The organism is Clostridium vincentii (assembly GCF_002995745.1).
Taxonomy (GTDB): Bacteria; Bacillota; Clostridia; order Clostridiales; family Clostridiaceae; genus Clostridium; species Clostridium vincentii.
Genome location: NZ_PVXQ01000009.1, coordinates 78,702 through 101,349 on the forward strand (window position 1 = coordinate 78,702; position 22,648 = coordinate 101,349).

Sequence of the window (22,648 nt, forward strand, 5' to 3'; positions counted from 1 at the left end):
TACTTCTGAAATATTCTCCTTTAATAATTACATTTTTCTCTAGTAGATAATCATTTAAAGTTGAATTATTAATAGTACCGCCTCCTTATTCAGGGAAAAATCCTTCAATAAAGGTTTCTCTTTCTTCCCTATCCTCCACATATTTACTAAGTCTGTTTAAAAAGAATTCCTCTTTCCAAGGCTGTTGTTCCCAATACATCTGTATACCAAGCTGCCAAAACATCTGTGGATATCTCATAAATTCCTTCATCAAACTTAATTCTTCCTGTTGAACATTCTTTATTGCAGAATAATTATTTATTATATTCTCTCCTTTTTTCACACTCCATTTTCCATTTTTCATGGCTCTAATCAGTAAAGAAGATAAATCATGTATATGAGAATCCATAATGCAATAATCAAAATCAATTACATATATTTTCTCATTTTTATCAAATAAAATATTGTGGTTTGCATAATCATGATGACAAAAGCCCCTCTTCAGCATTTCTTTCTTCATAATCTCTATATAATTTGAATCTTGTAGTCCTTGTATACTTCTATCCGCCCTCTCAATTTCTTCTTCTATGCAACTTAGGTATAGATTATCGAATTCAGATTTATACGCCTTCTGATTTATTCTGTTCTTGAAATCTAATATCTCATTTTTTCTAGTGTTAAATACCTCTATCCAAGAAAACCAACCTATTCTCGGTTTCATATTCTTTGTTAAAGAAAATCCCTCACTGCATTGATGTAGTTCTGCAAGTTTTTGTGATACTTTATTAAGTTCCATAGGATTATCGAAATTGCTCTCTCTGGCCGAAATCCATTTTGTTATATACGCATACTTTCCAAAGAACTCTATATAATATTCTCCTTTTTTTGATTTTAGAATCTCTGGTATCTTATCAAAACCTCTTTTTTGCAAATGTAATATAGTTGATAATATAAAATAAAAATGAGAAAATTCATATTTAATAACCTTTATACAATACATTCCTTCTTTTGCATTTACCTTATAAGTATTTTTAACTTTCTCAATTGATTTAATATCCAAGTGATAATTTTCACTAACTAATTTTTTAATATTTCTGTCTTCCATAACACACTCCGTCTCAAAATTAATTTATTCCATTATATGTACTTACTCTTTTTTTGTGATTCCATTCACACTTTCTTATAAAAATAGTATGCTATTGTATATAAATCTTTTAGGGGTGCTTTTCCTTATGAAATTGGGCATAGATTCAAGAAGCGTAAATCTTCACGCTGGCTCTGGTATAGGAACCTACACAAAAAATCTAGTTCTAAATTTGATAGAAAATAATATTGAAACTTATTTTGAGCTCGTTTGGACTGGCAATGAATTTAAAGAATTTAATAGATCTAACACTGAACTGATTCACACCTCTGGAAGATATGGAGGTTTTTATGAAAATAATTACATTCCTACTATAATGGAGGAAAAGAAAGTGGATCTCTATCATATTCCACAAAACGGCATTGGGTTCCCCTTTAACTGGGATTTAAATGTTGTAGTAACTATACATGATTTGATTCCATATATAATGCCAGAAACTGTAGGGATAGGATATTTAAATAGATTTTTAAAAGAAATGCCTGCAATAATGGACTCTGCAAAGGGTATAATTACGGTCTCTGAGTATTCTAAGAAAGATATCTTAAGATTCTTCCCAAGATTTCCTGCCGATAGAATCTTTGTTACTCCCTTAGCTGCAAATACTAACTTTAAACCCATCTCTAAGGATTATTGCAGGAGTTATATAAAAAACAACTTTAAATTTGACAATCCTTATATTTTATATATTGGTGGATTTAGCTCTAGGAAAAATGTACGAGATCTTATTTTATCCTTTGCTGCAATTGAAAAGGATCTTAAAATCCCTCATAAACTTCTAATTACAGGCTCTTTAGATTATGAGGGACAATCCTTAAAGGAGCTTGTACTTTCCATGGGTATAGGCAATAAAGTTATCTTCACAGGCTATTTAGAAGATAATATACTTCCCATCTTATATAGCGGATCTGAGGCCTTTGTTTATCCTTCTTTATATGAAGGGTTTGGTCTTCCTCCCCTAGAAGCAATGAGCTGTAGGACGCCCGTAATAACTTCAAATTCAACTTCAATACCTGAAGTGACAACTAATGCTGCAATTTTAATTGATCCTTTTAATACAGACCAATTAAAAGACGCTCTTCTTAAAGTTTTAAATAATTCCTCAATTAAAGATGAACTCGCAGAAATAGGCTATAAAAAAAGTTTAGAATTTTCTTGGAGGCTTACAGCTGAGAAAACACTAAGCGCGTACAAATCCATACTTGATAATAAATGATTTTCTTTCCTTAATTCAAGACTCAAAAAAGGGACTGCCAAAACCTTATGGCAATCCCCTTTTAGTGTGTCCTTTTACTATTTTAAATCTGCCCTTATCTATACTCATCACAGATTTTAAAATACATATCATAATCATTTATACTTGGTGCTTTTTGTGCTATATTAGCCATTACTACTAATGGACTATTTCCCTTAAAATTATTAACATTCTCCTCTATTTCTTTACTATTGTAAATCGATAGAAAGCTTAAGAAAAACTTCCCATTTTTAATATTGTCTATATCCTCTTTACCATTAGTGGATATAAATTCAATAAATTCATTCTTAAGAGCAGTAGTTTTTTTATCTTCTTTTATAGCAACTAAGTTATCTCCTTCTGAAACATAAAATCTATTACTTCCTAAAATTTTTGCCGGAGCATTATTTGTTGTCCATTCACATTCAACTTCAATAGTTTTAAGTTCTGCCATTCCATTTATAGAAGATATTCGTGAAAGAAATTCTCCATTTTCATCTTTATTTAAAATATTCTTACTGATTAATTCATTAAGCTTTTCATTAATTATCGTCTTTATTTCATCTTCATTCTCAGTTTCTTCCATAGCCTGCATAACAAGTAATGAAACTAGGTCCTCATAATCCTTCCCTACTGCGTTCAATACTTTAATCTTACCACCACTTTTTTCAAACACATCTTGTCCCATCTTAATAAGCTGATCCCAAGTAGAAATATCTTCATAAGTATATCCAAAAGTTTTAAGCATATCCTCTCTTAAATACAATACCAAAGGTCTTGATGTAAAAGGAATTCCAATTATCTTATCATCTTTATTAATTTCTTCAATTCTTGATTTGCTAAAGCTACTTGAATAATTATCTATAATACTTATGTTTTGTTCTATTGCTGTTGAATCCTTATATTTTTCTTCAAATTCTCGTAAATATTGGCTATTTAACTGAACTATATCTGGGAAGTCCCCGCTAGTTATAGCATCTTCCAAATTATTTTTATAATTATTTACTTTAACCACATTAATAACTGCTTTTTCATTTTTATCCATAAATTTTTCTGCAGTTTCCTCTAAATAATCATAACTATTCTCATTTGCCCATATATTTATGGTTCCTCGCAGGGTATAGTCTTTATTTAAATCAACTACATTCACTATAGCAACAGATATAATTACAATTGCTACCATTGCAATTACTAACTTATTTTTATACTTCATAGTATTTTCCTCCAATATTTCTTGTATTATATATGATTATATAATACAAGAACATACTTTGCTATTCTAATATGAAGTAAAAGTACCCCTTATAATTAAAATCTTAGTTAAACTGTGGCAAATATTCCTTATGAGCTTCTAATAATTCATCTAATAATATCTTTGCCATCTTTTCTGATGGAATTAACGGATTCATAGTTAATGCCCTTTTTCATAGTATACCTCCATATTTTTATTTATTTTCATTAATATATATGTAGTACGCTCCCTTAGATGGAGATATATCATCATCTACGAATTCTGTAACTTTAATATTTTCAATTAAATATCCTTCAAAAGCCACTCTAACAAATTTTGATTTTCGGATAACTCCACCTACCAACCCTATTTTACATTCTTCAAATAATAATTTATTAAATACTCTTTCTGTGGCCTTAGCAAGATTTATCCCTTCTTTTTCTAAAATAGACTTAGCTAATTCTTCACCCATTTCTGCAGCAATAGATACAACACTAGCTATTTTTGCGATTTCATCCTTAGTAGATGTATAAATGAATTCCATGATATCATTTACATTATTAGCATGAAAATGATTCAATACAGCCTTAGATAATTCACTTTTTAAAATTCCATAATCCTCTTCATAAATCATTCTTTTAAATGCTTGTATTGCTATTTTATATGCACTTCCTTCATCTCCAAGAAGGTGACCCCATCCACCGCATCTTCCTTTACAATTACCTTTTATTCCAAATACATTTGAGCCAGTACCAGCGATCACTAATATACCTTCTTCACCCTTTAACAAAGCTTTTAGAGCCAAGTCTCCATCGTTCATAATAATAGGATCTATTTTAAACTTATTTTTAAGTCTATCTCGAACTATTCCCCCATTATTTCCAACTTCAGTTCCTGCAAGACCTAAATACAAACCCCTTAATCCATCTATACCTAATGAATATACTAATTTATCAATAGCTTTCATAATATTTGTTAATGCTTCTTCTTTTCCATTAACAAGATTACCAAAGCCTGTTAGGGCCTTTCCCACTTCCATCCCTTTAAGATCATAAGCAACAGCTTCTGTCTTAGTTCCGCCTCCATCTACTCCTATTATATATTCCATATATATTTGCTCCTTTGATAAATTGCACGTATAAACAAATAAACTCTAATGGAAAACCATTAGAGTTTATTTCTAAATTTACACTAAAATTTTGCGTGTATCTCTATTAATTCTTTTGCTAAGTCCTTCAAAGTCATTGATGTCATAAAATGATCTTGTGCATGGACCATTAGTAAAGACATTTCTATCTTTTCTCCACCAGCTTCAGCTTGAATTAAGCTCGTTTGAGTGTTATGAGCTACTCCTAATTCTTCATCTGCCTTAACTATTAATGAATTAGCTTCCTCTATATTCCCTTCCTTAGCTGCTGCAATAGCTTCCATAGAATAACTTCTTGCCTCACCGCTATGGATTATTAGTGACATTATTTGTTCTTCCATAATTAATTCTCCCTTTTAAGTATACCTATTTTATTTTTAAAACTAAGTATGCAATAAAATTTCTTTATCCTTAGAAACTATTTTTTAGCCATTGCTATTGCTTGAGCTAAAACCTTAGGTCCATTCATTGTACCGTAATCAACTGTAGGAATAACATCTACAGGAATTCCCATTGGCTCATATTTTTCTTTCATCTTCTTAAGTAAGAATCTTACTTGTGGTCCTAATAATAATACATCCATTTCACTTTCGTGATTTTTAACATCTGCTTCACTCATTGCTTGAATAGAAGTCTCAACACCCTGTGCTACTGCAGCCTTCTGCATCTTTGTTACCAATAAACTAGTTGACATACCAGCTGAACAACATAATATAATTTTTGTCATAATAAATTCCTCCTTAAAATACTTTTCTTAAATTAAATTTAATTTACTTTCGCACTATTATATATAAGCAATTATCATGCCAATTATTCAGAATGAAATGTTTACATTCTTTTTTTCACCAACCACTGCCGATACTAACTTCGCAATGATTTTTTAAATGATCCACTATGTAATTATAGCTACACAGTTCTTCTTACACAATAAATATTCCCTGCACAGTTACACAGTTCTTTGTATTTACACTAAGAATTTTGCGTGTATCTCTATTATTTCTTTTGCTAAATCCTTTAAAGTCATTGATGTCATAAAATGATCTTGTGCATGAACCATTAGTAAAGACATTTCTATCTTTTCTCCACCAGCTTCTGCTTGAATTAAGCTTGTTTGAGTATTATGAGCCACTCCTAATTCTTCATCAGCCTTAACTATTAAAGAATCTGCTTCTTCTATATTCCCTTCTTTAGCTGCTGCAATAGCTTCCATAGAATAACTTCTTGCTTCTCCGCTATGGATTATTAGTGACATTATTTGTTCTTCCATTATTAAATCTCCCTTTTTAAGTATTTCTATTTTATTTCTGAACTAAATATTCAAAAAAATCCTTTTACCTTTAAAACTACTTTTTAGCCAATGCCAATGCTTGAGCTAGTACTTTAGGTCCATTCATTGTTCCATAGTCAACTGTAGGTATAAGATCTACAGGAATTCCCATTGGTTCATATTTACCCTTCATCTTTGCAAGTAAATATCTTACTTGTGGTCCTAGTAATAATGCATCCATTTCACTTTCGTGGTTTTTAACATCAGCTTCACTCATCGCCGTAATAGAAACCTCAACACCTTCTATTTTAGCTGCTGCAAGCATTTTTGTTACTAATAAACTTGTTGACATACCAGCTGCACAACATAATAAATTCCTCCTTAAATAATGAACATCAAAATTTGAAATTACTTTTATACTATATGTATAAGCAATTATCATGCCAATTTTCAATATAAAAATGTTTACATAAGATTTTTTTCTTAGTCCTTACTGCTACTAGCTTTATAGTGCTTTTTTATATATAAAAAGCCGTGTAATTTAAATTACACAGCTTCTCTTACACAGTATCTATAGGTTGCACAGTTACACTATTCTCTGTTACCATCCGTACAATAAAGGCCAATTGATTGTCTTTAATGTTTATATTATAATTTAATTCAAGCTTTCTTAAACTTTGTTTAACCATAATAAATTCCTTACTATGCATTCCTCTATATTCATTCAATTTTTCGAAATTAATTTCTTTGCCTCCATTTACCATCTTCTCTATCAAGAAGCATAAATGAATTACTATTCCCACTTTAACTTCATGGGGAACATTAGTTTCTAACCTTTCTTCCATCTCACAAATAGATTCTCTAATTAACACAACAAGGTTTATTCCATCCATATCCTTCATTTGATTATCTATTGATTTAGATATTTTATTATAATCCTCTTCCCTGTGTATTAATTCATCTAAACTCTTTATTCCATCTCCCGCTAAAATATCTGGAGCTGGAATGAATGGTATATTATCACTCTCAACAAATACAGTTCCTACAATTGCTACAACGTTATAATCATTTTTGAGCATATTTACTTTTTCAGAGAAATCTTTTTTATCTAAAATATTAAGGGGCACTATCTTAATATTATCTTTATTTATTAACCTCTGTTTCAATATTTGTTTTATTCTCTCTGCAGATCCTTCTCCAGTAAAGCAAGCTGTTATTATAATACTTCCTTTTATTTCATTTAAAACTTTTTTACCTTGAATTCCATTTTGGCTTAAATTAATACAATCTTTATATATATCATCAAGATCTTTCCCATTTAAAGATTTTCTTCCAGCTTCAATTACTAATAATGTACTTGTCATATCTATATATTTCACTTCAATACCTATTTCTTCCTTAATCATATCCGCAAAATTTGTTAGTGATCCCATATCCACTAATAGCAGTACACCTTTTCCTGAATCTATCTCTTGAACCTTTTTCTTAGCTATTTCATACATCTCTTCAGCTTTCATACTTAAAGGCATATCTAAAGGAATTGCACATTCTTCTCCTATTAGTGAGTTTGCTACCTCAACCATACTTGATGCTGTTGTATGGCCATGCATAAGTACCACTACTCTGACCTTACCTAATTTTTTTTCATCTTTTTCATAAGCTTTTGCAGAAATAAACATAGTTAAATAGCCTATTTCATCTAAAGGTACCTGTGTTCCAAAATTTTCGTAAATCATTTTAGCAGCTTCCATAGCTATTAAAAATTCATCTGCATATTGAACTCTAATAAAATTAAGCTTTGGATGATATATTTTGTTTCCTTCACTTATTCTTTCTAAACTTCCTTGGAGGTGAAGGGCTAATCCAAAATATACCTTCTCATCATATTTTCTGTTCAATTTTTTAGCAGCTAAGGCTAAAATTTCTTCAACAGTGTCAAGAATTGCTATATCTACTATTTTCAATATTTCTTCTTTTCTATATTCTCCTGGCAAATCTCTAATATATCTTTTAAAATATTTTTCTATATCTATATTTAAAATATCATTTATTTCTTTTTCTTCTAACCCTTTTTTCTTTAACTCCTCTAGCTTTCTTTCAATGATATCATAAAAATATTCTCCCTTTACAGTCTCAGATTCCTTTATCATATTAAAAACATTTTTATCATCCTTATATGAAAACCTTAGTACATCTCCCATATTAGATAATAGACTCTCTACTTCAGACCTATATTGTTGAAGAGCCATTAACCCCTTTTTTACCCTCTGATGTAAATCCGATTGTTCAATTAATATAAAATCTTTACCATTTGCTTTATAATTTAAAAACGCCTTTGCACAGGCTAACTGTATATCGCTTTTTAATTGCCCTATATTATTGGGGCAATCATATAAAAGAAATGATATTAGCGCATTTTTATTAAAATAAATGCTCTTTGTTAATCTTATTGACTCTACCTTTATAAACTGCTCTAACAGATAATATCTTTCCTCTATAGTTCTATTTTTTAAAGTAGGTAATGTTATTGTCATAGGAATTCTTCTTGTAAATGTCCTAAGCATAAATGATTGTGGATCTTCTGTTGTAGCAGTAATTATTTGTGCATCAACATGTATAAGCTTTTCCGTATCCCCTAATGCTCTAAAGGACCCTTTATCTATATATGTAAATAACATTTCCTGAGCTTGAGGCGAAAGCCTATGAACTTCATCTAAAAATATTATTCCCCCATTTGCCTTCTTTAATAATCCATCCTTATCATTGTCCGCTCCTGTAAAGGCGCCTTTTTTCACTCCGAAAATCTGAGCTATAACCAACTGAGGATTATCAGCATAATCAGCACAATTAAATCTTATAAAAGGTGCATTATCCTTTATCACTTTAGATTCCTTGGCAAATAGGTACATTAATTCTGCAAACATTGACTTCCCAACCCCAGTTTCTCCTAAAATTAATGTGTGTAATCCATGTGGAGGATATAATATAGCTGCTTTAGCTTGTTGTATAGGTACTTGTAAACTTAATCTTGATCCTAACATTTGATCGAAGCTATCACCTACAATTTTAGTTTCTTTGTTTTGTATATTTTTATTTGTCTCTACAATAGAAATAGAGTAGATAACGGGCCTACCCTCTATTTTATCTACTCTACCACCTTTATATAAACAATTTAAGTATCTAGAAATATTAGCTCTATCCAAATTCATATAATTACTTAATTCAGATGCATTTACTCCTCTATTGACTTCTTTATTTAATTTACTTAGCTCTATATAAACTTGCTCTAATTTATTCATATTAACCTCCTGCCGGAAATAGTTAATCTCATTATACTATAATAAAGGTTAACTTGCAGTAAGTTGTAAATCTAGAGTCACTTCATTACCACTTCTTTCAACCACTATCTTAACAGAATCTCCTGAATTAATACTAGCCTTCGCCTTACTTAATTCATCTGCAGTTTTTACTCTAGTTCCATTAAACTTAATTATTATATCTCCAGGTTTAATCCCTGCATTTTCAGCTGGTGAAGCAGCTATAACCGATTGTACAGAAAGACCCTCTGATGTATTGTATTTTTTTGCAGCTACTTCATCATATTCTATTATATTTATTCCAATTGTTAAAAGAGGTTTTGATAATGATTCAAGTCTATCCTTTACCTCATTAATAGGAATTGCAAATCCTATTCCTTCTATGCTTGTTTCTGAATCCGCTGTAGATCCAAGCTTACTAGAATTAATTCCTATAACTTCTCCATTGGTGTTTACTAATGGGCCTCCACTATTTCCTGGGTTGATTGCTGCATCTGTTTGAATAACATTTACAGTAGTTCCACCACTTGATGTTGTTAATGTTCTATTTGCTGCACTAACTATTCCCTTAGTAAGAGTTTGTGCTAAATCTTTGTATAAAGGAGTTCCAATTGCAATAACATCTTGACCTGCATATAAAGCATCTGAATCTCCAAGTTCTGCAACTCCAGGAATTTCAGTTCCCTCCGCAAGCTTAAGCATGGCAACATCCTGCTCAGCATCATAATTAACTACCTCGGCTACTACCTCGGCCCCATTGCTCAACTGAACTGTAAGCTCTGTTGTATTACTAATAACATGGTAATTAGTTATAACATATCCATCTTCATTAATTATAAATCCAGAACCCATACCTTCACCTGAAGCTTGACCATTAGCATTGGTGCTTTTTGTATATATTGTAACTACTGCAGGTTTTACTTTTTCAAAAGCTTCTGAAATAGTTAGAGACCCATCCGTACTACTAGTAAATTCAGGTGCTACATAAGAACTATTATCCTCAACTAATTTACCATCTTGACTCATAAACTTATAGGTAGCAATTCCTCCTATTATTCCACCACTTAGAGCAATAATCAACATAATTGCTATCACTCCCATGATTTTAATAATCTTTTTCTTCTCTTTCGGTTTTTCATCAAAATTATCATGGTTAACCAAATTATTATACCTATTAGGATTATTTCCGTTCACGTTATTATTTGTATCCATATTATTGTATTGATTCACATTGTTATTAGGATCGTTATTTAGATTATTGTTATTGTTGTTTGGATCGTTATACATATTTACCTCCTGCTACTCTTATCTACTCTATAGTTAAAAGTATACTCAGTTTTTGTGTCAAGTATATGTCACAAAAAAATTTCCTAATGAATTTTACTTATTATTTTTTCTTTCTATTTTTTTTGCTTCCCTCACAATATAGCTAATACCAGTAAAAACTGACTCAGTATCAGTCAATGACATTACCACCTTATCAGATTCAGTTACATATATGTTGGTATTTTCCAAACTTCCAAGCTTAGACAATGGATCAGCTCCATCATTTGATATAATATATAATGGTTTTCCAGCTACAAGCCCCTCCACTTGACTTTCCTCATTATATTTATACAAAGCTTCTAATTCATTATTTATTGCTTGTCTATATCGTTTTTGATTTTTTTGTATACTAAATTCTTCATCTGCTCCCCTAGGTAAATTTTCTTCAAACCCATCTACACTAATTGCCAGATTCAACTTATCCATTAAGGTTGTTAAGCCTACTGATGCACCCATGCTTTCAACCTTACTTTTATAATACTTACCCTTGATGCTATCTTTAAACTCCTCATCCTTTATAATATCCTCAGAAAAAGGTTTTATTAGCATTAAACCACTTATTGATTCTGGATATAACTTGGCAAAATTCGTCATAACCAAACTTCCATATTCCTCACCTACTAGAATGAGATTTCCCGAAACTCCTGCCTTCCTTAATAGTATTTTTAAATCTTGAGCTTGTTCATTAGGGGTTTTCATTTCTGCATTTTCATTAAATCCATATCCATTTCTATTATATACAAAAGTTTTTACTCCAAGCTCCTTTTCAACGCTTTTAGTAGTTTCACTCCATTCATAAAGGTTAGCTCCAATAGACCCATCAAATATTATTGTATAATCTCCAGAACCACTTACCTCATATTCCATTTTCTTATTATCAATTTTCGCATAATTTAATCTAGACTCTATTTTTTCATTTCCTATAAAATTACTTACAGTTTGAAATAAAAAACTTAACAAAAAAAATCCAACAATTATATTTGCAATATTTTTAAGCCTTTGGCTTTTTGTTTTTTCTTTCTTCATTTTTATTTTTTTCAGTCCATTCGAATGTGGTATCAGATTCATTCTAGCCCTACCTTTCACCTAATTTTAAATTAGGTTTTGCATTTAAAGCTAAATCATAAATATTATTTTTCAACAGCTCAAAATATGCGGCTGAACCAATCATCGCTGCATTATCCGTGCATAATATAGATTCTGGAAATAATATTTCTATTCCTCTTTTATCGCCTTCATCCATAAGAACCTTTCTTAAAGCAGAATTTGATGCAACTCCACCAGCTATAGCTATCTTCTTTAAATTTTTATTTTCACAAGTTAAAAATACATTATCCCGTAACACATCAGTAATTGCTCTTTGAAAAGAGGCTGCTACATCTGCCTTATTTACTTCAATATTTTGCATACTACTTTTATTTAAATAATTTAGTACTGCAGATTTAACTCCACTAAATGAAAAATCCAAGGTATCCTCATGAAATTTAGCCCTTGGAAATGCAATAGCTTCTGGATTTCCTTCCTTTGCTAGTTTATCTATTTTAGGGCCGCCTGGATATCCAAGACCTAGTGCTCTTGCAACCTTATCAAAGGCTTCTCCTGCTGCATCATCTCTTGTTTGTCCTAATACCTCATAGGCTCCATGTTCCTTGACATGAACAATATATGTATGGCCTCCAGATACTACCAATGAAACAAATGGTGGCTCAAGTTCCTTGTGCTCTATATAATTTGCACATATATGTCCTTCTATATGATTAACTCCAATTAAAGGTTTCTTTGCAGCAAATGCTAAGCCCTTAGCATATTCAAGGCCTACTAATAAAGCTCCAACCAAACCTGGACCATATGTTACCCCTATTGCATCTATATCATCTAATGTAACGTGTGCCACATTTAGTGCTTCTTTAACAACTGCATCAATAGCTTCAATATGCATTCTTGATGCTATCTCTGGTACTACCCCGCCAAACTTTGTATGAGTATCTATTTGCGATGCAATTATATTGGAAAAAACTTCTCTTCCATCTTTAACAACTGCCGCCGAAGTTTCATCACAACTTGATTCTATAGCTAATATTAATTTACTTTTCATAATTATATCCCTCAACTTTTCTATATTATAAATTCATACGTATTATACTGTATATTACTTTCTATATAAATTCATTACCTTGTACATAGTTTTATTATAGAGTATATTTTATATTATGTACTCTATAATTCATTATAAGTATATTATAGTTTTTATTCATCTTTTTTTGTTAGTTTTTTTAGAAAAATATGTTTATATATTAAGGAGAGTTTTAAAATGTCTTCATATGCTAAGGTTATAGTCTTAGGTTCACCTATTACTAAATCCAATTTTAAACTACATAATTCTCAAGGTAGAGCAATACTCCCTTCTAATTCAGGGAAATATCATGATAAATTTGCTTTATATGAGCAAGAGATTGCTTATATTGCACGGTCTCAAAATCCTGATATAGTTTTAGCTGAAAGCCTAATAGCCATTCTTAAGGTTTATTATAAAAGTGAAAAACGTCATCCAGATACTATTAACATAACTAAAAGCATCTTCGATGGTATAGAAAAAAGTGGATTAATCATAAATGATGCTCAAATAAGAAAAATAATGGTGGAGGAATTTTATGATAAAGAAAATCCCAGATTTGAATTAGAGCTTTTTGGAGAAAGCACGTATTCAATTTCCTATTCTATAGAAAAGATTGAAAATATAGGAGAAAAAAGACTTTACACACCAATAAAAAAATCTCTTGTTTCTAAAAACAAAGAAATTTTACCTAATAATAATTCATTAAGCCCTAATTGCTGTAGTATATGTAAAAAAATCTTACCTCCTGATGATTTTATTTCAGGGGATAAAGGAAAAACTCTTATATGCAGAAATTGTTTCAAGAAACTTTTTTAGGAGGTTACTATGAACAAAACTTTTATTTTATTTGGTGATAGTTTAGTATCTGGATATGGTGTTGATTTTAAGGATTCTTGGGCAAATTGTTTATCCTCTTTCCTTCATATTCCTATACTTAACAAAGGAATTAATGGTGACACAACAGCTTCCATGCTTAATAGATTCTATATAGATGTTTCCTTAAATATTCCTTATGAGCTTTTTATAATGGGAGGAACAAACGACCTACTCTGCGGAAGGACGGTCTCTTCAATTGTGTCTAATATAGAGGAGATGATAAAAGAATCGAAATGCACTACTTATATAGGAATACCACCTTTTGTAGTAAAAGAGACAGCTGAGAAGATTTTCATGCCATCTACTCTATATACACATTGTGAAGACTCACTTCCACTTCTACGAACTGAATTGATTAAATTATGTACTAAATACTCTCTTGATTATGTTGATTTTTATGTCTTGACTAATAATAATTTAGATAAAAACATATATATTGATGGTATTCACCTAAATGAATTAGGGCACGCTTTAATGTTAAAGGAATTCTTAAAAGTTGTTAGACAATAGTTTTTAAATATTGGGCTGCTCTTTTTCCTGCCTCCACACCATCAATATCTCTCTCATTTAAAGCTTTAATTCCATATATAAGGTTTCCACATGCAAATATGCCTTCTAAAGATGTTTCATAATTCTCTATCATTGGTGCTTTTGTATCGGGATTCATTTTAATATTCAGGTCCTTAATCATTTCCACTTCTGGAAAATAACCTACAGATAATATCAAAGAATCACAAGAAATTGAGGTAACATTGCCAGTATCCCCAGTTAATATTTTAACACCTTCTATTCTTTCATTTCCAAAAACTTCTATAACATGGCTATTCCTAATAATAGGTATATCAAATCCTTTTATAATATTTTCATTTTCTTCACCAAATATAAAATTCTCATTTTCATCTAATAGTAAGGATCTAATTTTAGCGCCCTCTATACTAAGTCGTCTAGCCACAATAAGTCCCCACTTGCTATTTGCTACTAAAACAGGGTTTTTACCCGGCATATATCCTTCCCTAGTTATTATTCTATGAGCATTTCCTATGGTATATATTCCTGTAAAACTATTTGTTGGAATAGCAATGTTTCCTGTGTACCTTTCTCTACAACCAGTTGATAAAATAATAGCCTTACCCTGAACTGCAGTAACTCCATCAATTGGAGAAACATATGTTATTATTTTATCCTTAGAAATATTTAATACAGTAGAATCTACTTTAATATCTATTAAATGTTCTTTAATTCTATCCTCAATAAAGCTAATATATTCTGGGCCTGTTAGCCTAACCTTTAAAAGCTTTTCTCCAAATTCATTATGAATACATTGATTAAGTACTCCGCCAATGAGCTCTTCTCTTTCTAAAATTAATATATTTTTCATTCCATTATCTAAAGCAGCTAAAGTTGCTGTCATTCCAGCAATTCCACCACCTACAACAATCAAATCATATTGATTCATATTTTATGCCTCCTATATATTCTTTAGGTTCTTACATGAATTATATCATATTAACTTATATAAATTTAAATTGACAACAATCTTTCCTTAATGATATACTTACTTAGATTTTTGGGAATGAAGTTCTCCCATGACTATTGTCTAAACTGCTTATTACAGCTGATGACTTCTGCGATTTTTATTGCAGAATCATCAGTTTTTTTATTTTTACTAGGAGGTTTTTATATGTTAACAAGTTTAGCTCTTATATTTCTACTAGGCCTTGTGATGGGATCTATATTTAATAGCTTAAAGTTACCCAGTCTTTTAGGAATGTTATTTACAGGTATTATTTTAGGTCCTTATGCCCTTAATTTATTGGATGCTAATATACTGACAATTTCTCCTGACTTACGTCAAATTGCCCTTGTAATAATATTAACCCGTGCTGGTCTAGCATTAGATATTAAGGATCTAAAAAAGGTTGGAAGGCCTGCAATTTTAATGTGCTTTGTTCCAGCTTTATTTGAAATAGCTGGATTTGTACTTCTTGCGCCTAAACTACTAGGTATATCTATACTAGATGCAGCCATTATGGGGACAGTTATTGCTGCAGTATCCCCTGCTGTTATTGTTCCAAAAATGTTAAAGCTAATGGAAACTGGTTATGGGAAAGCTCAAAGTATACCTCAACTAATTATGGCCGGTGCTTCTGTTGATGATATATTTGTTATTGTCTTGTTTACTTCATTCACCGGTCTTGCAACTGGTGGTGATTTCTCAGTGATGAGTTTACTACAAATACCTATTTCAATTATTCTTGGACTACTTTTAGGTATTTTATTAGGTCTTATATTATTTTACCTATTTAAACATCTTCACCTTAGGGATTCCATGAAGGTAATTATTATTCTTAGTGTATCTTTCTTATTTATTACCTTAGAAACTTTATTAAAGGGTATAATTCCAATTTCAGGTTTATTAGCTGTAATGAGTATGGGAGCTACCCTTCTTAAAACCTACCCAAATCTTGCTAATCGTATATCAATGAAATTTTCAAAGCTGTGGGTTGGTGCTGAGATTTTTCTATTCGTCCTTGTTGGTGCTACTGTGGATATAAAATATGCTCTTTCCTCAGGAATAATAGTTGTTTTATTAATTTTAGGATGTCTGGTATTTAGAATGGCAGGTGTGTTTTCTTCATTAATAAAAACTAAATTAAACTCTAAGGAACGCACCTTTTGTATGATTGCTTATATGCCAAAAGCAACTGTTCAAGCTGCAATTGGTGCACTACCTTTAGCTATGGGCTTAAGTTGTGGGCAAATAGTTCTAACTGCGGCTGTAACAGCTATTTTAATAACAGCGCCCTTAGGTGCCTTAGGCATTGATCTCACTTACAAGAAACTTTTATCAAAGGAAATAGTCTAGCAACTTTAATAGTTTTTATTAAAGTTTTTATACCTTTGATTACAATTTTAACTTATAATGTATTCTATACAGACTATATTAGAAAGAGGTGTCTCGATGCACAAAATACTTAATAGATTTAAAGACTACTTTAAATCTATATCTAAACATACTTATATAAAACTCGGATTATTTTTAATTCCGCTAGTAGGAATTATTTTAAAAGGAATCTTTCTTCAAAGTGTTATACAAAACAAAGATCCTTACAGCTTTGATCTAATACTTGGTTTTTCAAACTCAAGTTCTTTCTTGTTATATTATTTAGCCTTTGCCTTAATATTTTTAAGTTTTGGACTATTATTTAAAGGAAGAGGAAGAATAATTTATTTATTTTCAATTGATATATTTCTAACTCTATTGACACTGCTTGATGCTATGTACTTTAGAGGATTTTTAACTGTTCCGTCTGTTATGATAATAACTCAAACAGCCAACCTAGATAATCTTGGTGGAACAGTACTCTCCATGTTAAGCTTCTATGATATCTTGTTTTTCATAGACTTAATCATCCTTGGTATATATGTGTTTTTTACAAGGAATAGCTATAAAGAAACTCCAAAAAGAGCTATAAGATCATTTTTATTAACTCTTTTTCTCCCAATCATTTTTATAGCCTATGTACCCTTTAATTTATATATCCTTAATAATGAAGACGTGAAAAACGCATATTTATTTGATGATTATGACCCAACTAATACAGCAAAATATTTTTCTCCAGTTGGATATCATATTATGGATCTTTATACAGTCTATAAAAATTCACGCCCTTATACTTTAACTAATGAAGATAAGAATTCCATTGATGATTATTATAAATGGAAGGAAAAAGATATTCCTAATAATGAATATGCTTCAGTTTCAAAGGGCAAAAACCTTATTGTAATTCAAGTAGAATCTCTAGAAAGTTTCCTAATTGGTAAAGAAATAAACGGACACAAGATCACTCCAGTAATGGATAATTTAATTGAAAAAGGTTTATATTTTCCTAATATATATGAGCAAGTTAATGAAGGCACAAGCTCAGATACTGATTTAATGATTAATACCTCATTACTTCCAGTTAAACGTGGAAGTACCTTCTTTAGATATCCTAATTCAACTTATAACTCAATGCCATTAATACTCGAAACAAATGGTTATGATCCAATTTCTATCCATCCAGATAAAGGTTCATTCTGGAATTATGCAAATGCTCTTAAGGGTGGAATAGGCTTTAAAACCTTTCTTGATTCCTTCGCTTTTGATACCTCTGATCAGATAGGTATGGGAATTAGTGATAAAAGCTACTTTGAACAAGTGGTTCCTATGCTTAAAGATTTAGATTCACCTTTTTATGCTCATACTATTACTCTTACAAGCCATGGTCCCTTTGATTTACCTGATGACTTAAGGAAATTGTCTTTAGCTCCAGAGCTTGATGCAAATGAGCTTGGTGGATACTTTGAAAGTATTCATTATACAGATGCTCAAATTGGTCTTTTTCTAGAATTACTGGATAAAGAAGGTATTTTAGATAACTCAGTAGTAGTTATTACTGGAGATCATGCTGGTGTTCATAAATATTATAATAGTAGTATTGATAAGTTAACCGTAAAGGAAGACTGGTATGATGATACTGGTGAGGCAAACGTACCTTTCTTAATATATGATAAGAGCTTAACCTCTGGAAAGACCTTTGATACTATAGGAGGACAAATAGATATAATGCCAACAATGCTTTATATGCTAGGTATAGATAATAGTGAATATGAAAATACTGTTCTTGGTAGAAATCTTTTAAATACAGCTAAGAGTTATGCTATTACTACAAACGGAACAATTAAAGGAGAAAATTTAACTTCTGAAGATAATAAACAACTTGGAAATATTCTTCAGCTATCAGATAAAATGATAAGATCAGATTATTTTAATAAAGATAAATAATAAAATCCCGTAGTAATTATAAATTACTACGGGATTTTTAATTTCTACTTACCTGCCACCATCAATTCTTTAACAACTAAAGAAGGTGATCCTATACTACTCATTGGGAATTTTAAATCATCTCCAATTTCCTCTATTGTTTTTAGAAGCTCAAAATAATTTCCTGCTACAGTTATTTGTTCAACAGGATAGGATTTCTTTCCATCCTCAATGTAAAATCCTTTTGCAGCAATAGAAAAATCTCCTGTTATAGAATTTGCACCTGAATGTAGTCCTGCGAATTCAACAACCATTAGTCCCTTACCAATATATTCTGTAAGTTCTTTTAAACTTTTATTTCCTTTTTCAATATAAAAGTTAGTAGGATCTATACTTACAGGTGATGCATATGAAGATTTAAATCCATTTCCAGTAGTTTTAATTCCAGCCTTATGGGCAGTCTTTAGGTTATGGAATAATGTTGTAAGTTTTCCTTTTGAAATAATTTCTTTCTTAAATGTTGCAACTCCCTCATCATCAAAAGGTGTTGAAGCTAATCCATTCTCTAAAAGAGGATTATCCACTAATGTTACTATATCTGCTGCTATTCTTTGTCCTTCTTTACCTTTTAGTAGAGATAACCCCTTCTGAGATGCGTCTGCATCAAAAATTCCTGCAAAAGCTCCCAATAATGAAACCATGGCCTCATTATATATTAATGTTTTATACTTTCCAGATGGAATACTCTTTCCACCTACTTTTGATAAGGCTTCTTCTACTCCATATTTTGCAATGGCTTTAGGATCTACGTCATCTATACAATTAGCTGTTGTATATCCACATCCATCATATTTTTCTCCATTAACCTCTATTATAGGAACCACATAGGCAGAAATAAGATTACTCTTGTTCGTTAACTCAAGCCCATTAGTATTATAAATACCATAATTAGAATTACCATATGATATACTGCATCCACCTATATTCACAACCTTATCTGAATAAGATTTAGACTCTCTTTCCATATCTAATGCAAGCTTAATTAATGCTTGTGAATCTAAATTCTCTAACTTATCTGAATAGGAGCTAACCTTGCTATACTCCTTATCACCTTTATAAATAAATTGAACATCTTCACTTTCTATAGCCATAGCACCTCCTATAGAATTTTCTATAAGCATATCCACAGCCTCTTCATCCATTACCTCTGTATAAGAATATCCCATTTTCCCTTTTATCTTCCCTCTAAAGGAAAGTCCAAATGTCTTATTCAAACTATATTTTTCAACTTCTTGATCATACACTGTTATGCTAAGACTTTCTCTATTACTATAATAAATTTCACATTCATCAAAGCCTTTAGCTAAGGCTTTCTTAAATAATAATTTCTTAAATTCTATAAATTCCATATTACTCCTCCTATCTTCCACCAACAGTAATTTCTTTCACTCTTATTGTAGGTTGCCCAACATTAACAGGAATACTTCCTGAAGATGACCCACACATCCCTTGTGCCTGACCTAAATTATCACTAACCATATCAATATTCATTAATACTTCACTACCCTTACCAATTAAACATGCTCCTCTAACTGGTTCTTGAATTACTCCATTCTTCACAAGATACCCTTCCGAAACTGCAAAATTAAATTCACCTGTTACTGGATTAACTGAACCTCCGCCCATTTTTTTTGCATAAAGTCCATCTGGAATAGAGGCAATTATTTGTTCCTTAGTATCCTTACCATTCGCAATGTAAGTATTAGTCATTCTTGACGTAGGAGCAAATTTATAGCTTTGTCTACGAGAATTTCCGGTTGGTTCCATACCCATCCTACGACCATTAAGCTTATCTACCATATAAGCTTTTAATATTCCATTCTCAATTAAAACATTCTTCTTCGCTGGATTGCCTTCATCATCAATATTTATTGATCCCCAGGAATTTGCTATAGTCCCATCATCTATTGCCGTAACCTTTGACGATGCTATTTGTTGTCCTAATTTATCTGCAAATACTGAATTTCCTTTTGCTACTGATGTAGCCTCTAAGGAATGTCCACACGCTTCATGAAATATAACTCCACCAAAGCCATTATCTATAGCAACAGTCATCTTACCAGCGGGACAATTCTTAGCATGAAGCATTGTATAAGCTGTTCTTGCTGCTTCTTTTCCATAATAAGCTGGATCTATATCATTGAATAATTCAAAACCTTTATATGCTCCTGGTCCTTCAAACCCTGTTTGATTTTCATTTTCCTTTGAAGCTACTGCACTTATTGCTAATCTTGTTCGAACTCGTCTATCCTCTGTATAAATACCTTCAGTATTTGCTATAAGAACTTTCTGATCCTTATCCATATAGGATACACTCACTTGCGATATATCTGAATTAAATTCCTTTGCATTTTTATAAGCAATCTTCATAATTCCGATCTTTTTATCGAAGCCTATTGCATTGGGATAATGTTCTATTTTATGAATATTTTTGAACTGAACTGTATTATTTAATATAATATTTTTCGCCTCTTTAAGCTCTCCTAATGCGAGTGCAGCTTTATAAGCAGTATCCATTAAGCTACTTAAAGTATTATCATTAGTATAGGCATAAATGCTTTTAAATCCTTTAAAAATTCTTATACCAACACCGTATGTTCGTCCTCCTAGAGCATTTTCTACTTTATTATCAATAATTCCTATAGAATTACTAATACTATCTTCCTCAAATATCTCTGCAAAATCTCCACCTGTAACTAAACATTTAGTTAAAATAGCCTCTGCCATTTTTCTTGAAATCATCCTTTATCTCCTTTACAGTTTAATTTATATACCAATATGTTAATAAGAGCTTATCATTTTATACTCTTAAATTCAAAACCTTTCTCTTTAAATAATTCAATAATACGTGGTAACGCATTAACTGTTTCCTCTTTACCATAAGTATCATGCATTAAACATACTATGCTATCTGCATTAGGTCCCAAATCATCTATGGTTTGTCTTGTTCTTGCTACTAATTGATCTGCATTTTTAGGTATACTGGATTCTGCATCTCCAGATAAGGCATTCCAATCAATAATTGCATATCCTTTTTCATCTATTGTAGGTCGCACTTCAGTTCTTCCTTCCCAAGACCAATAACCTCCTGGAAACCTAATTACTCTGGTTGAAAAGTCCTTTCCTAAAACATTTCTTAAGCTTTCATTTGTCTTTTCTATATCTGCCATAAAGTTGCTAAGATTTATAATTCTATTTGGATATAAATAGCTATAGTCATGTGCATAAGTGTGATTTCCTATCGCATGCCCTTCTTTGACCGTTCTTTTCAGAAATCTCTGTGCATCTTCTCCGCTGTTTATTTCTTTACCCACAACAAAAAATGTAGCCTTAATCCCATAGTTGTTTAAAACATCTAATATCGCGGGTGTATTACTAGATGATGGACCATCATCAAAGGTCAAATAAGCTACTTTCTTACAATCCGTTCTTACTGGATAATTCAAAGTTTTTTTAATTAATCCTTCTGTACTTGCATTAACTTTTAATGCATCTTCTGCATTTGGATCATCAGCTAAAGATAAGTATCCACTATTATCTAAGTTAGGATTTTCTGGTTCCTTTGTTTCATTATCCTCTTGAGTTAATTCTGCAGTAGTACCAGTCGTAATAGTATTATTATTATATCTTTTTTCCCAAAATATGCCTGTAGACTCAATAACTATGCAGGTAATTATTACTACATAAGCTACAATGATGATTTTAATTTTAGCAGTCACTTTTTTTTACTATGCTTCATATTATTATAGCTACCTTTCTATTAATCTAATTTACTAACTTATAGTAAAATTATACATCACTTTTCTACTCGACTCTACCCATAGTGTTTTACAATTTACGATTAATTTTGACAAAAAAAAAGCAATAGAAAATCTATTACTTAATAAATACGAAAAAATGGCTCCGCGAAGAGGACTTGAACCTCCAACCTATCGGTTAACAGCCGAGTGCTCCACCATTGAGCTATCGCGGATTATTATTCAGAAATTATTCTCTGAAAATTGCATATATATATTCAAATTATTCTTGTATTTCTCTATTGGTTAAGCCCTCGACCTATTAGTATCAGTCAGCTTAATATGTTACCATACTTACACCCCTGACCTATCAACCTCGTGTTCTTCAAGGGGTCTTACTAGCTTACGCT

Annotated in this window: 20 protein-coding genes, 1 tRNA gene, 1 rRNA gene and 1 riboswitch; of the genes, 5 read left to right on the forward strand and 17 right to left on the reverse strand. The window is 31.1% G+C overall.

Annotated features, from left to right (window positions below; genetic code table 11):
* Positions 1-85: 85 nt before the first annotated feature.
* Positions 86-1,084, reverse strand: a complete 999-nt coding sequence (locus tag CLVI_RS06085; protein WP_106059223.1) for a CotS family spore coat protein — start codon at positions 1,082-1,084, stop codon at positions 86-88.
* 127 nt (positions 1,085-1,211) lie between these two features.
* Between CLVI_RS06085 and CLVI_RS06090 the strand changes: the two genes are divergently transcribed.
* Entirely contained in the window at positions 1,212-2,336 is a 1,125-nt protein-coding gene (locus CLVI_RS06090) for a glycosyltransferase family 4 protein (protein ID WP_106059224.1), read from the forward strand.
* A gap of 94 nt (positions 2,337-2,430) precedes the next feature.
* On the opposite strand, the gene CLVI_RS06095 is transcribed toward CLVI_RS06090, so the two are convergent.
* The 10 genes from CLVI_RS06095 to tsaD form a co-directional block, all read right to left on the reverse strand.
* Positions 2,431-3,567 (reverse strand): ABC transporter substrate-binding protein, encoded by a 1,137-nt coding sequence (locus CLVI_RS06095; RefSeq protein ID WP_106059225.1) that lies wholly within the window; start codon positions 3,565-3,567, stop codon positions 2,431-2,433.
* Positions 3,568-3,799: 232 nt separating this feature from the next.
* Positions 3,800-4,693 carry a BadF/BadG/BcrA/BcrD ATPase family protein gene (locus CLVI_RS06100; RefSeq protein WP_106059226.1) on the reverse strand — a complete coding sequence of 298 codons (894 nt, stop codon included), beginning with the start codon at positions 4,691-4,693 and terminating at the stop codon, positions 3,800-3,802.
* An 83-nt stretch (positions 4,694-4,776) separates the two neighbouring features.
* Entirely contained in the window at positions 4,777-5,073 is a 297-nt protein-coding gene (locus CLVI_RS06105) for a PTS sugar transporter subunit IIA (RefSeq protein WP_106059227.1), read from the reverse strand.
* 77 nt (positions 5,074-5,150) lie between these two features.
* Positions 5,151-5,459, reverse strand: coding sequence for a PTS sugar transporter subunit IIB (locus CLVI_RS06110; RefSeq protein WP_106059228.1), 309 nt, complete (start codon positions 5,457-5,459; stop codon positions 5,151-5,153).
* Positions 5,460-5,696: 237 nt separating this feature from the next.
* Positions 5,697-5,999, reverse strand: coding sequence for a PTS sugar transporter subunit IIA (locus CLVI_RS06115; protein WP_106059229.1), 303 nt, complete (start codon positions 5,997-5,999; stop codon positions 5,697-5,699).
* Between the two features lie 76 nt (positions 6,000-6,075).
* Positions 6,076-6,441, reverse strand: coding sequence for a PTS sugar transporter subunit IIB (locus CLVI_RS06120; protein ID WP_106059230.1), 366 nt, complete (start codon positions 6,439-6,441; stop codon positions 6,076-6,078).
* A 118-nt stretch (positions 6,442-6,559) separates the two neighbouring features.
* Positions 6,560-9,298: a sigma-54-dependent transcriptional regulator gene (locus tag CLVI_RS06125; protein WP_106059231.1), complete on the reverse strand. Its 2,739-nt coding sequence runs from the start codon at positions 9,296-9,298 to the stop codon at positions 6,560-6,562.
* A gap of 48 nt (positions 9,299-9,346) precedes the next feature.
* On the reverse strand, positions 9,347-10,603 hold the full coding sequence (locus tag CLVI_RS06130; RefSeq protein WP_106059232.1) for a S1C family serine protease: 1,257 nt from the start codon (positions 10,601-10,603) through the stop codon (positions 9,347-9,349).
* Positions 10,604-10,696: 93 nt separating this feature from the next.
* Entirely contained in the window at positions 10,697-11,710 is a 1,014-nt protein-coding gene (locus tag CLVI_RS06135) for an alpha/beta hydrolase (RefSeq protein WP_106059233.1), read from the reverse strand.
* A gap of 7 nt (positions 11,711-11,717) precedes the next feature.
* Positions 11,718-12,737 carry a tRNA (adenosine(37)-N6)-threonylcarbamoyltransferase complex transferase subunit TsaD gene (gene tsaD / locus CLVI_RS06140; RefSeq protein ID WP_106059234.1) on the reverse strand — a complete coding sequence of 340 codons (1,020 nt, stop codon included), beginning with the start codon at positions 12,735-12,737 and terminating at the stop codon, positions 11,718-11,720.
* Positions 12,738-12,953: 216 nt separating this feature from the next.
* Between tsaD and CLVI_RS06145 the strand changes: the two genes are divergently transcribed.
* Positions 12,954-13,574, forward strand: coding sequence for a RusA family crossover junction endodeoxyribonuclease (locus tag CLVI_RS06145; RefSeq protein WP_106059235.1), 621 nt, complete (start codon positions 12,954-12,956; stop codon positions 13,572-13,574).
* A gap of 9 nt (positions 13,575-13,583) precedes the next feature.
* On the forward strand, positions 13,584-14,144 hold the full coding sequence (locus CLVI_RS06150) for a GDSL-type esterase/lipase family protein (protein ID WP_106059236.1): 561 nt from the start codon (positions 13,584-13,586) through the stop codon (positions 14,142-14,144).
* On the opposite strand, the gene CLVI_RS06155 is transcribed toward CLVI_RS06150, so the two are convergent.
* Positions 14,134-15,090, reverse strand: a complete 957-nt coding sequence (locus CLVI_RS06155) for an NAD(P)/FAD-dependent oxidoreductase (protein ID WP_106059237.1) — start codon at positions 15,088-15,090, stop codon at positions 14,134-14,136. The genes CLVI_RS06150 and CLVI_RS06155 overlap by 11 nt on opposite strands.
* A gap of 104 nt (positions 15,091-15,194) precedes the next feature.
* A riboswitch (Fluoride riboswitch) is annotated at positions 15,195-15,269 on the forward strand.
* A 46-nt stretch (positions 15,270-15,315) separates the two neighbouring features.
* Between CLVI_RS06155 and CLVI_RS06160 the strand changes: the two genes are divergently transcribed.
* Entirely contained in the window at positions 15,316-16,500 is a 1,185-nt protein-coding gene (locus tag CLVI_RS06160; RefSeq protein WP_106059238.1) for a cation:proton antiporter, read from the forward strand.
* Positions 16,501-16,596: 96 nt separating this feature from the next.
* Positions 16,597-18,462: an LTA synthase family protein gene (locus CLVI_RS06165; protein WP_106059239.1), complete on the forward strand. Its 1,866-nt coding sequence runs from the start codon at positions 16,597-16,599 to the stop codon at positions 18,460-18,462.
* Positions 18,463-18,506: 44 nt separating this feature from the next.
* Here CLVI_RS06165 and CLVI_RS06170 read toward each other — a convergent pair whose 3' ends face one another.
* From CLVI_RS06170 to CLVI_RS06190, 5 genes are all read right to left on the reverse strand, one after another.
* The gene (locus CLVI_RS06170) at positions 18,507-19,850 is read right to left on the reverse strand and encodes a TldD/PmbA family protein (RefSeq protein ID WP_106059240.1); all 1,344 of its coding nucleotides are present in this window, start codon (positions 19,848-19,850) and stop codon (positions 18,507-18,509) included.
* A 10-nt stretch (positions 19,851-19,860) separates the two neighbouring features.
* Positions 19,861-21,243 carry a TldD/PmbA family protein gene (locus tag CLVI_RS06175; RefSeq protein ID WP_106059241.1) on the reverse strand — a complete coding sequence of 461 codons (1,383 nt, stop codon included), beginning with the start codon at positions 21,241-21,243 and terminating at the stop codon, positions 19,861-19,863.
* Positions 21,244-21,296: 53 nt separating this feature from the next.
* The gene (locus CLVI_RS06180) at positions 21,297-22,220 is read right to left on the reverse strand and encodes a polysaccharide deacetylase family protein (RefSeq protein ID WP_242980581.1); all 924 of its coding nucleotides are present in this window, start codon (positions 22,218-22,220) and stop codon (positions 21,297-21,299) included.
* A 179-nt stretch (positions 22,221-22,399) separates the two neighbouring features.
* Positions 22,400-22,474: transfer RNA gene (locus CLVI_RS06185), tRNA-Asn, on the reverse strand.
* 66 nt (positions 22,475-22,540) lie between these two features.
* Positions 22,541-22,648: ribosomal RNA gene (locus tag CLVI_RS06190) — 23S ribosomal RNA — on the reverse strand; the annotation flags it as partial.

Bases quoted from the DNA above. Each gene is read 5' to 3' on its own strand.
- tsaD (WP_106059234.1), bottom strand. From the start codon at position 12,737: ATGAAAAGTAAATTAATATTAGCTATAGAATCAAGTTGTGATGAAACT.
- CLVI_RS06105 (WP_106059227.1), bottom strand. From the start codon at position 5,073: ATGGAAGAACAAATAATGTCACTAATAATCCATAGCGGTGAGGCAAGA.
- CLVI_RS06090 (WP_106059224.1), top strand. From the start codon at position 1,212: ATGAAATTGGGCATAGATTCAAGAAGCGTAAATCTTCACGCTGGCTCT.
- CLVI_RS06130 (WP_106059232.1), bottom strand. From the start codon at position 10,603: ATGTATAACGATCCAAACAACAATAACAATAATCTAAATAACGATCCT.
- CLVI_RS06085 (WP_106059223.1), bottom strand. From the start codon at position 1,084: ATGGAAGACAGAAATATTAAAAAATTAGTTAGTGAAAATTATCACTTG.
- CLVI_RS06125 (WP_106059231.1), bottom strand. From the start codon at position 9,298: ATGAATAAATTAGAGCAAGTTTATATAGAGCTAAGTAAATTAAATAAA.
- CLVI_RS06110 (WP_106059228.1), bottom strand. From the start codon at position 5,459: ATGACAAAAATTATATTATGTTGTTCAGCTGGTATGTCAACTAGTTTA.
- CLVI_RS06145 (WP_106059235.1), top strand. From the start codon at position 12,954: ATGTCTTCATATGCTAAGGTTATAGTCTTAGGTTCACCTATTACTAAA.
- CLVI_RS06135 (WP_106059233.1), bottom strand. From the start codon at position 11,710: ATGAATCTGATACCACATTCGAATGGACTGAAAAAAATAAAAATGAAG.
- CLVI_RS06120 (WP_106059230.1), bottom strand. From the start codon at position 6,441: ATGATAATTGCTTATACATATAGTATAAAAGTAATTTCAAATTTTGAT.
- CLVI_RS06095 (WP_106059225.1), bottom strand. From the start codon at position 3,567: ATGAAGTATAAAAATAAGTTAGTAATTGCAATGGTAGCAATTGTAATT.
- CLVI_RS06155 (WP_106059237.1), bottom strand. From the start codon at position 15,090: ATGAATCAATATGATTTGATTGTTGTAGGTGGTGGAATTGCTGGAATG.
- CLVI_RS06170 (WP_106059240.1), bottom strand. From the start codon at position 19,850: ATGGAATTTATAGAATTTAAGAAATTATTATTTAAGAAAGCCTTAGCT.
- CLVI_RS06175 (WP_106059241.1), bottom strand. From the start codon at position 21,243: ATGATTTCAAGAAAAATGGCAGAGGCTATTTTAACTAAATGTTTAGTT.
- CLVI_RS06115 (WP_106059229.1), bottom strand. From the start codon at position 5,999: ATGGAAGAACAAATAATGTCACTAATAATCCATAGCGGAGAAGCAAGA.
- CLVI_RS06165 (WP_106059239.1), top strand. From the start codon at position 16,597: ATGCACAAAATACTTAATAGATTTAAAGACTACTTTAAATCTATATCT.
- CLVI_RS06160 (WP_106059238.1), top strand. From the start codon at position 15,316: ATGTTAACAAGTTTAGCTCTTATATTTCTACTAGGCCTTGTGATGGGA.
- CLVI_RS06100 (WP_106059226.1), bottom strand. From the start codon at position 4,693: ATGGAATATATAATAGGAGTAGATGGAGGCGGAACTAAGACAGAAGCT.
- CLVI_RS06150 (WP_106059236.1), top strand. From the start codon at position 13,584: ATGAACAAAACTTTTATTTTATTTGGTGATAGTTTAGTATCTGGATAT.